Origin of the sequence: Streptomyces sp. NPDC102259 (assembly GCF_044766465.1) — a bacterium.
In the GTDB taxonomy this organism is placed as follows: Bacteria; Actinomycetota; Actinomycetes; order Streptomycetales; family Streptomycetaceae; genus Streptomyces.
Genome location: NZ_JBIWMA010000002.1, coordinates 457,208 through 470,001, shown reverse-complemented (window position 1 = coordinate 470,001; position 12,794 = coordinate 457,208). Strand labels below are relative to the sequence as shown.

The following is a 12,794-nucleotide window of genomic DNA, read 5'->3' as shown; positions in this document are numbered from 1 at the left end:
ACCCCGGCGAGGCCCGCTACAGCGCGCCGACCTGGGGTTCCGTCCTGCCGGACCCCGGGGTGCCGCCCGCCCCTTCGCCGTCCCGAACCCGTTGTCAGTGGCCTGTTCTACAGTTCCCGTCACTTGATCACTGCGGGTGCGGGAGGCACACATGGGGTGGGTGTCGGCCGGCGACTACGAAGTCGCCCTCGATGACGGCAAGGTGGTGTGCCGCAACGCGGCGGGGCGGCGGTTGAAGTCCGTGCCGCCCAAGATCGCCGACGAGCCCGCGGTGGTGGGCCTGCGTCAGCTCACCGAGTGGCTGGAACGGCACGAACGCCAGTGCCTGGCCGACGTGGAGCGGTGGATGGTGCGCTCGCTGCCGGTGCCGTTCGCCGTCGTCGCCCAGGTGTGGCCCGACCCCGCCTGGCAGGCCGCCCTGCGCGACCTCGTCGTCACCGGGGCCGACGGCGAGGTGGCCGGGTTCCTGCGGGACGCCGACACCCGGCGCGGACTCGGCCTGGTCGATCTCGACGGCGACACCGTCCGCATCACCCCCGACCTGGTCCGCCTCCCGCACCCCGTACTCCTCGACGACCTGGAGGAGCTGCGGGAGTTCGCCGTCGAACTCGGCGTCGAGCAGCGCGCGCAGCAGCTGTTCCGCGAGGTGTGGCGGCGTCCCCCGACGCTCGACGAGGAGAGCACCGCGGTCGAGGAGTACGCGGGCGGCGTGTTCAAGGAACAGCGTTTCCTGCACGGCCGGGTCACCCAGCTCGGCTACCGCGTGCGCGGCGGCCACGCCGTCACCTCCGTCCTCGAGGAGCACCGCACCGTCGAGGCCCGCGTGTGGGTCGGCGACTACGAGGGCTACGAGCAGGCGGAGACCGGTCCCCTGGTGTTCACCGACCCCGCCGGCCGGGTGCTGAAGCTCGGCCTGATCGGGCCGGTGGCCTGGTCCGAGGGCCTGCGCATGGCGGCCGCGCTGTACGCCGGGCGCGACATCGAGGACGAGGAGCGGGCGGCATGACGACCTACGACGAGACCACCGCGGGCGCGCTGCTCGACGCGGGCGCCGTGCTGCCCCCGGGGAGCACCACCCGCGAGGACGCCGACACGCTGACCGTCCGCAGGTACTCCCACCCCGCGCTGGACGACCGGCAGATCGTGCGGCTCGTGCCCGGCACGCTGGGCGAGGCCGAGGACCTGGCGCTGGACTTCCTCGGGCTGGCCCGCGACCCGGAGACCCCCGAGGTCGGTCAGGTGCGCCGGGAGACGCTCGGCTTCCCCGCCTGGGCGCTGGTCAACGACCCGGCGAACGGCCACCACGCGCTGGCGCTGGTCAAGGACGTCGAGCGGCTCGCGCGGCAGGCCAAGTCCCGCCCCGGCAACGCCAAGGACGGCTTCGAGGCGCTCGGCACCCGGCTCGGCCGGGCGGTGCCGCACTTCCTGCCCACCTTCTACGAGCAGGCCGCCCGCGTCTTCCTCCAGCACGAGAACACGACGTACGCCTCCGCCTTCTTCGGCAAGGCCCGGGAGGCCGAGCGGGTGCACGCGCTGAAGGTGGACGAGGAGCGGCAGCGGGCCGTGTTCCTGGAGTTCGCGTTCGCCGGGGCGCTCACGGTCAAGGCGCTCAAGGAGCACGTCAAAGCCCTCGCGGCGCGGCTCCACGCGGCCGAGGCCTGGGCGCAGTTCCGGCAGTTGACCGTGGAGCGCTGCGCGGCCGGGATGCCGCCGTACGCGTCCCTGCCGCAGGACGCGCGCGGGCTGATCAAGGCCGCCGGCCTCGACCGGGTCACCGAGGAGTGCGCGCTGGTCGCCGACCTGCTCTCCTCGCCCGCCGCGGTCCGGGCCCCCGCGTCCTTCTGGAACGCCTACCGGGGGACGCTCGCCGTCCTCGCCGAGCGGCGACCCGAGGTGCGGGCGCGACTGCTGGAGATCATGCCGGCCGGCCTGGGGCGTTCCGTCGAGGACGACGAGTTCTGGCTGGCCCTGCTCGCGGAGTGCGGGGCGGATCTGCTCCTCACCGGTGAGACGGCGGCCGACGTGGACCCCGCCGACGTGGACCCGGCGGAGTGGCTCGGCCGGTGGGCCCTGCACCGCAAGCACGGCGGCAATGTCAGCGGCCGTTCCCCGGCCACCCTGGCCCTCGTGGAGCGGATGGGGCCCCGGCTGCGTGACCTGGGCCGTCCCGTCGATCTGTGCTCGGGCCGCTGGCACGCCGGCGCCGATCTCGACCTGCTCGACCTCTGCGCGGCCCAGGGTGTGCCGCTGACGCTGCCCGGACCCGGCCAGGTCGTGTACCTCTCCGTCGACCGCTGGTTGCGCGAGACCGTTCCGGGCCGGCGCGACCTCACCGCGACTGCCGCGGACCCCCGCCTGCGCCACCTGCTGTACACCGACATCAGCACCCTCAGCGGCCTCCGCCCCGCACCGGAGGTGCTGGAGAAGCTGGCCGCCCACCCCGTGCTCGCCGAGGTGCTGCGCGAGTGGCTGGACGACGCGGCCGGGGAACTGGCCTCGGCGGTCGGCCTGCCCGCCGCGCGGGCCGCGCTGGAACGGCTCCGCCCCTTCCGTACGATCGCCGCCCGGGTCAGCCCGGCGGCCGTCGCCGTGGTCTGCGCGCACGCGGTCGCGCCGCTGCTCGGGCACACGCTGCGGGCGGGCCTGCTGGACGAGCTGGGCTGGCCCGCGCTGGACGAGGCGCTGCGCCGCCTCGACGCCGAGACCAGGCGCGACCGCGACGACACACTGAGCGTCAGCGAGGCCTGGCCCGCGCTGATCCTGGCCCGCGCGCACAAGGTGATCGTCGTCGGCCCCGAGGAGATCCTGCTCGAGCACGACCTTCGGCTGCCCGTGACACTGGACCGCTGGCAGCGCCCGAGCTACCGCTACACGGACGGCGAACTGCTCGTCATGTGGCGGCAGGACGGCAAGCAGCTCGGCTACTGGTCGGCCCGCCCCGCCGACGTCTTCCCGCTCGGCGGTGAGCAGCTTCCGCACTGGTACGGCGGCAACGACGCGGGCGAACCGTCGATCCCGGTCCCCGGCGGCGGTCGCGCCACCGGTGGACGCACGCTGCACGCCGGTGACACCGTCGTGCCGCCGAGCCGCCGCATCCTCGGCGACGGCACCTCCTTCTGGCGCCAGGGCAGGCAGGGCCGGCAGCAGGTGTGGCTCGAGTACGACCCGGCCACCGGCACCCACGGGCGTGCCTCGCTGCCCGCGTTCCTGTCCTCCGGCATCCGGGAGGACGCGAGCCTGCTGCAGCAGCACTGTGAGGTGCTGCCGCTCCAACACGGCCTGGAGCGGAGCCCGTTCGGCACGGACGGCGTCGTGCTCGGCCGCTGGGTGCGCACCGAGGGCGAGGGCGCCGAGGCCCGCACCGTCGCCGGTACCCCGGACGGCCGCACCGTCACCCTGCCGTGGGCCGACGGGCGGGCGCCCGGCGTCCTGCTCGGCGCGCTCCGGCTGCCGGGCGGGGCCGCGCCCGTGGCCGTCGCCCTGCACCGGCAGATCGCCCTCTACGCGGGCGACGACCCGTCCGCGGCCGGGGAGCTGGGCCGAGTGACACCGATGGAGCGCGGCGGCGAGTTCGCCGCCGGCACCCGGTTCGTGCCGCCGGTCGCCTTCTGGCACGCCCTGCGCCCGCGCGACGAGAGCGCGTCGGCGGTGCTGCGCGCCCTGACCGACGAGCAGGCGGCCGAGCTGCTGCGGGCCGCGCAGGAGGCGCTGACGCGACGGCAGGCGAAGCTGGCGGCGGCCAAGGTGGTCGACGGGACCGCGGAGGGCGCTGCCGTCGTGCCGCCCGCGGACGAGGTCGTCCAGGAGATCGTGTCCCACGCCCTGCCCTCGCTCGGCGACGGGAGCCTCGTCACGGGTGTCGCCGCCCTGGTGCGCGCGGCGCTGCGGCTCGCGGAGTCGACGGCCGCGTTCGTGGCGCCGCCGGTCGAACGGCCGAAGGCGGAGCGCCGTCGGATCGACGGCATGTTCGCCGACCTCAAGCCCGAGTACGGCGACGACGCGACGCTGCGCGAGGCCACCACCGGTCTCACCGAGGTGCACGGGTGGTGGGGCAGCGAGGTCCGCTGGAGCACGCTGCGGCAAGTCCGCGCCGTGAACCACGTGCTGTCCGGGAAGCCGGCCGACGGCAAGGCCCTGGCCGAGGCCTCCCGGTCCACCGGGGCCGCCGACGGATGGCGCAGCGACGAGTTCACCCTGCCGGGCATCGGGCTGGTGTGGACGCCGGTGCTCGACATGCTGCGCCCGCTCGCGTACCGCGCCGCCTCCGCCACGGTGACCGAGGCGCACCGCGAGGCGCTGCTGCTGCTGTTCGAGGCGATCGCGGACGGTCCGTTGGCCGCTCCCGGTGCCGCTCTGCGCGAGGTCGTGCTGAGCGAGCCGCACGAGAAGCAGGAACGCGTCGGTCAGGTGCTGCGCCGGGACGGCCGTATCGTCGTCGTCCTCGGCTGCCAGAACCTGGACCGGCAGGCGGGGCGGGTGCACTGGCTCGCCCTGGACCACGATCCGGCCGGTGTCTTCGGCGCCATCGCCCACTTCACGCTGGAGCGGGAGACCGCGCACCCGGCGCTGTTCCCCGCCGACGCGCTGAGCGCCGTCACGGGGCTCGTCCGGGACAAGGGCCCCGCGCCCTGGCAGCCGGAGGCGCCCGCCGCCCTCGCCGCCGCGACGCACGGCGGACTGGGGCCCATGCAGGCGGCGCTGCTGCTGGCCGGCCGGCCGAAGCAGCTCACCGCCGAGGTGATCGCCGCGACCGGTCTGAAGCCGCGTCAGAAGGAGCTGGCCGACGCCCTGCTGTCCTCGGTCGGGAGCGGCGACCGGGCGGCCCTCGTCGGCGCCCTGCTGCCCGGGAACCCCGGCGACCTGTGGACGGCCGGGCCGGACACGGCGGCGGCGGGCCGGGTGTGGGCCGAGCGGCTCGGCGAGGTCGTCCGGCTGCCCGAGGATCTCGCCGGGGAACTCTCCCTGGGCGGCCTGCCCACCGGCTCCGCCGAGGAGGTCCTCAACCCGGCGCTGACCCCCTGGATCAGCCGCACCACCGTCCAACGGCCCGACAAGGACGGCAACCTGGTCGCGGAGGACCCGGCGGCGCTGCCCGGCCGGAACAACCTGACGGGCGCCGTGACCGCGCTGGCCGGACTCGCCTACTCCCTGCCGTATGGGCACCCGTTGCGGACCCTCCTGCCGGCGAGCCTCGCCGCGCTGCGCCGCCGCGTCGCCGACCGGGGCCTGCTGCTCGACCTGGACGTCGCGTGGACGGAGAAGGGCTCCTCGTCCGCCGTCGAACTGCGCAAGGCGTACGGGCTGCCCGCCACCGGGGGCGCCGACGCCCATGGTCTGACACCCGTGGGCGAGGCGCTGGTGCTGCGCCCCTGGTACGGCGACCAGGAGACCGTCCTGGTCCGGGCGGGCGCGCTCAACAGCCCCGACGACCCCGTGTTCGGGCTCGTCGAGGGGCTGGTCGGGCGCGGGCGGGGGGAGGGCATGTGGGCCCTGCGGACCCTCCTCGACGACGAACTGGCCCGCGCGCTCGCGGCCGGGGGCGATCCCGAGGGGCCCTCCGGACACGCCCAGGACCCGACCTTCAGCGTGCCGGGCCTGGTCGCCGAGGTCGCCGAACGGCACGGCCTCGGCGAGGACGCGGCGGCGCTCTATCTCCAGCTGCTCGCCCTCCCGGACCCCACGGACCGCAACTGCGCCCGCTGGACCGGCTGGAAGCCCGCCCGGATGAAGAAGGCCCGCGCCGAACTCGCGGCGAGCGAGCTGGTCGTCGAGGCCAAGCGGGCGCGCGCCGGACGCACCCTGTTCCTGCCGTGCGGCTGGCTGGACCTGACGTCGCCCGCGCTGCCGGTGGAGATCTGGAAGGAGGGCCTCTACCCGGTCCGCTTCTACTCGCGTGTGGTGCCGTTGGTGCCGGTGCCCGAACTGTTCACGCGCGCGTGGGACCGCGTCCGCTCCGGCGACGCCCCGGCCTACGAGCAGCTCACCACCCGCGCCACCCGTAAGGGCCGCCGCCGATGACCACCGTCCCGCCCCACCTGGAAGAGCGCGCGCCGATGACCACCACCGCCCCGTCCCCCGACTCCGACTCCGCCTCCGTCCCCGCCTCCCCCGGCCCGGTTCGCCAGATCGTCCCGCCCGAGGACCGGTACGCCGGCGAGCTGGCCTTCCTGGCCGCCTACGACGACGGGCCGCGCCCGCCCGCCTGGCGGCTCACCCCGCGTGCCGTCGTCACCTTCGTCATGGGCAGCGACGGCCGCGCCCTGAAGCTGCCCGAGGACGCCGGGGCGCCGGACGGGGTGCCGCGCCGGCTGGTCGTGGAGGGCAAGTTCGTCGGCGACCGGGCGCTGGTGGAGCGGTGTGTGGTCACCCTCGCCGGCGAGCGCGGGCTGCTGCTCGTCGGCGAGCCCGGTACCGCCAAGTCGATGCTGTCCGAGCTGCTGTCCACCGCCGTGTGCGGCACCAGCGGGCTGGTCGTGCAGGGCACCGCGGGCACGACGGAGGACCAGCTCAAGTACGGCTGGAACTACGCCCTGTTGCTGGCGCAGGGGCCGAGCCGGCAGGCGCTGGTGCCCTCGCCGGTGCTGACCGCCATGTCGCGGGGCGCCATCGCCCGGGTCGAGGAGGTCACGCGCTGTCTGCCCGAGGTGCAGGACGCGCTGGTCTCACTCCTGTCGGAGCGGCGCATCGCCGTGCCCGAACTGGCGGGCTCGGACGACGCGTTGGCGCATGCCGCGCCCGGCTTCAACCTCATCGCCACGGCAAACCTGCGGGACAAGGGCGTCTCGGAGATGTCCGCGGCCCTCAAGCGCCGCTTCAACTTCGAGACGGTCGGGCCGATCCCGGACCTCGACGCGGAGACCGCCCTGGTGCGCAGCCAGGCACGGGCCTCGGTGGAGCGGGCCGGCGCGCCCTTCCAGGTCGACGACGCCGTGCTGGAGGCGCTCGTCACCGCCTTCCGTGATCTGCGTGAGGGTCGGTCGGCGGAGGGCTGGGAGGTGGAGCGGCCGTCCACGGTGATGAGCACCGCGGAGGCCGTGTCCGTCGCGGGTGCGCTGGCGCTCGCGGCGGCGTACTTCCCGGGCGACCGTGATGTGCTCGGGCTGCTGCCGGGCCATCTGCTGGGCGTGGTCCGCAAGGACGACCCGGCCGACGCGGCCCGGCTGCGCGGCTACTGGGACGGGCCCGTCCGGCGCCGTGCCGAGCAGGGTTCCGCCACCTGGCGCACCCTGTGGGACCTGCGCACGGTCCTGGAGGGCTGACGGCCGTGTCCCTGGACCCCACCACCGCGCCGGACGCGCCGGACTCCCCGGGCTCCCCGGGCTCCCCGGACGAGGCTCTCGCCGCCCTCACGGACCCGGCCGCGCCCTACCTCATCGGGGTACGGCACCACGCGCCCTCGCTGGCCGCCGCCGTGCCCGCGCTGCTGGACGAGGCGAAACCCGACGTGCTGCTCGTCGAGCTGCCGGCCGAGATGCAGGAGTGGCTGCCGTGGCTCGGACACGAGGAGACCCGTGCCCCGGTCGCGCTCGCCGCGGCGCCCGGTGACGGCGGGGGCGGCGCGGGCCCGGCGTTCTATCCGTTCGCCGACTTCTCGCCCGAGCTGGCCGCCGTGCGCTGGGCCGCCCGGCACGGCGTCCCGGTGCTCGCCTGCGACCTGCCCCTCGCGGACCGGGCGTGGGGCGAGGGGCGCGACGGCACCGCGCGGGAAGCGGCGCCCGGACTCGCCGACGCGCTGCGGGCCCGGCTCACGGGCCGTCCCGGGGACGACCTGTGGGACCGGCTCGTCGAGGCCACCGCCCCGGGTTCGCCGCCCGAGGCGCTGCGCCGGGCGGCCCTGCTGACGGGGTGGGCGCTGCGCGCGGACGCGGTCGCCTCCGGCGGGGTGCCCGAGCTGGACCTGCGGCGAGAGCGGTGGATGCGGTCCCGGATCATCGAGGCCACCGCGCGGGGCGAGCGTGCCGCCGTGCTCGTCGGCGCCTTCCACGCACCTGCGCTGACCGGCTCGGCCCTCGCCGGACGAGGCGACGGCTCCGCCCCGGGCGTCGACGAGCGTGTCGGAGCCATGGCCCCGGCCGATGACGGACAGGGCGACGGCGCCGTCCCGAATGCTGGCGAGCAGGGCGACAGCGGCGCTCCAGCCCACGGCGGCCCGGGGGCCGGTGGGTCCTGGGAGGGGGCTGTGGGAAGTCGGGTGGGGTGGATCACCTCGTTGATTCCGTATGCCTATGCCCTTCTGGACGAGCGGTCCGGTTATCCGGCCGGTATCCGGGACCCGGAGTGGCAGGACATGGTGCTGCGGGCCGCGGGCGATCCGGCGGCACTGGAGGAGGCGCTGACGGGGGCGGCCGTGCGGGTGTGCGCGGCGTTGCGGGACCTCGGACATCCGTCCGGGCCGGCCGACGCGCGCGAGATCACCCGGCTGGCCTCGGATCTGGCCCGGCTGCGCGGGCTGCCCGCGGCGGGCCGGGGCGAGTTGGTCGAGGCGGTGCAGACGGTCCTCGCCCAGGGTGAGCCGTACGGGCGGGGACGGGCCGTGGCGCGGGCGATGGAGCGGGTGCTGGTGGGCACGCGCACCGGCCGGCCGGCGCCGGACGCGCCGCGCAGCGGTCTCGTCCCGGCGGTGGAGGCCGAGGTGGCGGGGCTGGGTCTGCCCGGCCCCGAGGACGTCTCGGGCCCGGCGCGGGATCTGCGGCTCGACCCGCTGCGGTCGGACCTCGACCGACGCCGTGAGTTGCTGCTGCGCCGGCTGACGGTGTGCGGTGTGCCCTACGGCGAGGCGAGGGAGGTCGTCGGCGCGGGCGGCGCCGAGGCTCTCACCTCGCGCTGGGAGGTGCGGTGGACGCCGGCGACGGCGGCCATGCTGACCGCGGCCGGCGTGCGCGGGGTCACCGCGGCGCAGGCCGCCGAGGGGGTGCTGCGGGAGCGTCGGCGCGCGGAGCGGGACGCGGGCGGGCCGACGGTCGCACAGGTGCTCCAGGGTCTCGCGGAAGCCGCGGAGTGCGGCCTGCCGACGCTGGCGGACGAACGGCTCGACGATGTCGCCGAGGTGCTGCCGCCGGCCGGCACGCTGTCCGAACTCCTGGCGGGGCTGGCCCTGTCGGACCGGCTGCGGGCCGGTCATGTGCCCGGTCTCGGCGCCGACGAGGACCGTGGGACGCGGGCGGCCGCCGTGGCCGAGCTGCTCACGGCGGCCGCGGTGCGGCAGGTGGACGGACTGACCGGTTCCGAGGACCCGGCCGACGCCCACGCCCTTCTCGAACTCGCGCACCGGGCCGACCTGTTGGGCGGTATCCGGCTCACCGACGCCCTCGCCCGGCTGGCCGCCGACGGCTCCCCGCTGATGCGCGGTGCCGCCGGAGCGGTCCGGGTGCTGCTCGGACAGGAGAGCGCCCGGGTCTTCGGCGACCGGGTGGCGTCCTGGGTGGACGGTGCCGTCGACGCCGACTCGCGGTCGGCGCTGACGGCCCGGCTGAGCGGGCTGCTGGCCGCCGCCGGTCCGCTGCTGGAAGCGGCGGCGCCCGCGCTGGAGCCGCTGCTGGGCCGGGTGGCGGAGCTGCCCGACCGGGAGTTCCTCGACCGGCTGCCCGCGCTGCGGGGCGGCTTCGAGACGCTGAGTCCCGCGGCCCGCGACCGCCTTCTGTCGGCCGTCGAGGAGCGTCTCGGGACCGGCCGCGTCGCCGACACCGACGGGCTGGACCCGGCCGCGCTCGCCGCCTGGGCCGGGGCGGACCTCGCGGCCCGCGCCGCCCTGCGGTCACTGGGGCTGCTGCCCGCTCCGGGCGGCGACGAACGGACCCCCGCCGCCGGGACCCCCACCGCCGGGGCCCCCACCGCCCAAACCTCGGCCGACGAGTCGGCGCCTGCCGGGGAGGACCGCCTCGACCGGCGGCTCGCACCCGCCGACCGGTGGCGGCTCCTCCTGGGCCGTCGCAGTGATCGACTCCCGCCGTCCGCTCGCGCCTTGGCAACGGCGCTGGACGAGCTGTACGGCAGCGGGCGCGGCGAGGGCAGCCGCGGGGACCTGACGGGACCGGGGGCCGGCGGTGGCCGGGAGGCGTCGTATCCCGGGGTGCGGGAGTGGTCGCAGGAGCTGGCCGCCCTGTTCGGTCCTGGCATCCGGGAGGAGGTGCTGGCGGCGGCCGCCGCGTCGGGCCGCAGGGACGTGCTCTCGGAGCTGGACGCGGACAGTGTGCGCCCCTCGGTCGATCTGCTGCGTACCGTGCTGCGGCATGCGGGCGGGCTGCCCGAGGCACGGCTGGCGGCGCTGCGTCCGCTGGTGCGGCGGTTGGTCGAGGCGCTGACCCGGCAGCTGGCCACCCGGCTGCGCCCCGCCCTGCACGGCACGGCGCTGCCGCGCCCCAGCCGGCGTCCGGGCGGCGGTCTGGACCTTCCGCGTACGCTGCGCGCCAATCTGGCGACCGCGCGGCGTGGCCCGGACGGCACGGTCCGGGTCGTCCCCGAGCGCCCGGTGTTCCGTACCCGGGCGCGGCGGGCCGCCGACTGGCGGCTGATCCTGGTCACGGACGTGTCGGGGTCCATGGAGGCGTCCACGGTGTGGGCCGCGCTGACGGCTTCGGTGTTGGCCGGGGTACCGACGCTGTCGACGCACTTCCTGGCCTTCTCCACCGAGGTCATGGACCTCACCGGCCATGTCGAGGACCCGCTGTCGCTGCTGCTGGAGGTCAGCGTGGGCGGCGGCACGCACATCGCGGCGGGGCTGCGGCACGCCCGCGAGCTGGTCACCGTGCCGTCGCGGACGCTGATCGTGGTCGTCAGCGACTTCGAGGAGGGCTATCCCCTCGGCGGGCTGCTCGGGGAGGTGCGCGCGCTGGTCGGTGCGGGCTGCCACGTGCTGGGCTGCGCGAGCCTCGACGACACGGGCCGGCCGCGCTACTCCACGGGCGTCGCGGGGCAGCTCGTCGCCGCGGGCATGCCCGTCGCCGCTCTCAGTCCGCTCGAACTCGCCCGCTGGGTAGGGGAGAAGATCGCATGAGCCAGGACCTGTTGCCGCCGGTCGCGCCGTCCGTCACCGCCGAACTCGTCGAGGCGCTCTCGCCCCGGCTGCGCAAGCGGCTGGACGCGGGGATCGCCAAGCTGACGGCGCGTCCGGTCGTCCGTGAGGGCGACACCGCGCGGATCGCCGTCGACGACGACACCGACCTCGAACTGCACGCGCCCGGGGGCGCGGTGACCAGCGCGGACGCGATCCGCTGCGGTTGCCTGCTCGCCCCGGACTGTCTGCACCGCGCGGCGGCGGCCTCGGCCGCGCCGGTGGCCGAGGACACTCCCGACAGCACGCCCGCGCAGCCGAGGGGCGAAGGGGCGTCGCAACCGTCGGCCGCCGAGACCGCCGAGCCTGCCGAGACCGCCGACCCGGCCCAACTCACCGCCGCGCGGGCCGTGTACGACGCGGCGGCCGCCGTGCTCGAAGCCGGTGCGGACGGATCCGGCGCCGTGCTCCAGGCGGAGCTCCTGCGCGCCGCGCACACCGCGCGACTCGCGGGGCTCCCCCGGGTCGCCGCCGCCGCGGTCTCCGTGGTCAACGGGGTACGCGCGGCCCGCTCCGCCGACCCCGCCCACCGGCTGCCCGACCTCGTCGAGGCGCTGCGCACCGTCCTCGGCATGGCGCACCGTCTGCCGTTCGCGACCGGCCCGGACCTGGCCGAACTGCGCGGCGGCGTACGCCGGCCGTACACCCCGGACGGCTCGCTGCGGCTGTACGGACTGTTCTCCGAGCCCGTCCTGACGACGACCGGATACGCGGGCGCCGTCACCTGGACCGCCGCCGCCGACGGCCGCCTCCACACGGTCTCCGACGTGGCTCCGGGCGGCCCCGGCCGGGCGACCGGCGCCGCCGACCGGGCCGTGCGGATCGGGGACACCGCCCTGACCCACCGTGAGCTGTCGCGCGCGGGCCTCGCGGTCTCCGGTGCGACGGTGTCCCCGACCGGTCGGCTCGGGGCCGGGGCCGGGGTGCGGGCGGTGCGGGCGTCCGGTGCCGCCTGGAGCGCCGAGCCGCTCGACCGGCTGTGGGCGGTGCCGGTCGCCGAGCAGGTCGCGCGCGCCCTGGGCGGCGGGCACGGCCTGCTCTTCCTCGACGTCACCCTGGTGGGCACGGTCCGGGAGGCGACGGGCGACCATCTGCTGGCCGACTGCGAGGGACGCGCGGTCCGGCTCGCCGTGGCCCACGACGATCCCGCGCTCCCCTACCGCGACAACCTCCGCCTCCTGGCCGCCGCCCGGGGCAGTCGGCTGCGGGTCGTCGCGCGGCTCGCGCCGGGGCCGCTCCCGCGCGCCCTGCTGCTCGCCGTCGAGCACCCGACCCGGGCCGGCGACCGGGTGGATCTGGGCCTGGACCGTCTCCAGCACGCGGACCTGCCCGCGGCGACGGCCGCGCCCGCCGCCCCCGCTCCCCCGGCGGACGAGGCGCCGTTGCACCTTCTGCGTCGCCGCGTGCACCAGGCGGTGTCCGGGGGCCGCCGGGTGCTGGGCTTCCCGGACAGCGGGGCGGGCGACGGGGGGCGGCTGCGTCGCGTCGGTCTGGCCACCGCGGGCGATCTGCTCGGCGAGCTCCGGGCCGCGGCGGCGGACCGTTCACGCGACGCCTTCGGTCGGCTGCTCCCGGCGGACACGGGCCGTTTCGCCCGCGCCTGGCTGGCCGCGGCCGTCTACACCGGCGAGGTGGAGCGAGCGCTGTGCGCGGCGGCCTGGGGTGCGGACGCGGAGGCGGTGGCGACTTCGCGGTGAACTCGGCGCCTTTAGGACAGGATCTGACCTCTATCGCTCCTAACGTG

The 12,794-nt window shown here is 76.6% G+C and carries 5 protein-coding genes; all 5 read left to right on the top strand.

The genetic code is table 11. The features are described from left to right. The first annotated feature begins 151 nt into the window (after positions 1-151). The 5 genes from ACIRPU_RS06595 to ACIRPU_RS06575 are packed head-to-tail and all read left to right on the top strand — an operon-like array spanning position 152 to position 12,747. Positions 152-1,006, top strand: a complete 855-nt coding sequence (locus ACIRPU_RS06595; protein ID WP_403862543.1) for a DUF4132 domain-containing protein — start codon at positions 152-154, stop codon at positions 1,004-1,006. After that, positions 1,003-6,018, top strand: coding sequence for a hypothetical protein (locus ACIRPU_RS06590; protein WP_403862540.1), 5,016 nt, complete (start codon positions 1,003-1,005; stop codon positions 6,016-6,018). Before ACIRPU_RS06595 ends, ACIRPU_RS06590 begins: the two co-directional genes overlap by 4 nt. A 35-nt stretch (positions 6,019-6,053) precedes the next feature. Further along, positions 6,054-7,259 carry an AAA family ATPase gene (locus tag ACIRPU_RS06585; protein WP_403863551.1) on the top strand — a complete coding sequence of 402 codons (1,206 nt, stop codon included), beginning with the start codon at positions 6,054-6,056 and terminating at the stop codon, positions 7,257-7,259. A gap of 5 nt (positions 7,260-7,264) precedes the next feature. Further along, a complete protein-coding gene (locus ACIRPU_RS06580) occupies positions 7,265-10,993 on the top strand; it encodes a DUF5682 family protein (RefSeq protein WP_403862537.1) in 3,729 nt (1,242 codons plus the stop codon). Then, positions 10,990-12,747: a hypothetical protein gene (locus ACIRPU_RS06575; RefSeq protein ID WP_403862534.1), complete on the top strand. Its 1,758-nt coding sequence runs from the start codon at positions 10,990-10,992 to the stop codon at positions 12,745-12,747. The genes ACIRPU_RS06580 and ACIRPU_RS06575 overlap by 4 nt, the downstream gene beginning before the upstream one ends. Positions 12,748-12,794 lie beyond the last annotated feature (47 nt).

Excerpts from the sequence above, each read along its gene's own strand:
- ACIRPU_RS06575 (WP_403862534.1), top strand. The coding sequence starts at position 10,990 with ATGAGCCAGGACCTGTTGCCGCCGGTCGCGCCGTCCGTCACCGCCGAA.
- ACIRPU_RS06585 (WP_403863551.1), top strand. The coding sequence starts at position 6,054 with ATGACCACCACCGCCCCGTCCCCCGACTCCGACTCCGCCTCCGTCCCC.
- ACIRPU_RS06590 (WP_403862540.1), top strand. The coding sequence starts at position 1,003 with ATGACGACCTACGACGAGACCACCGCGGGCGCGCTGCTCGACGCGGGC.
- ACIRPU_RS06595 (WP_403862543.1), top strand. The coding sequence starts at position 152 with ATGGGGTGGGTGTCGGCCGGCGACTACGAAGTCGCCCTCGATGACGGC.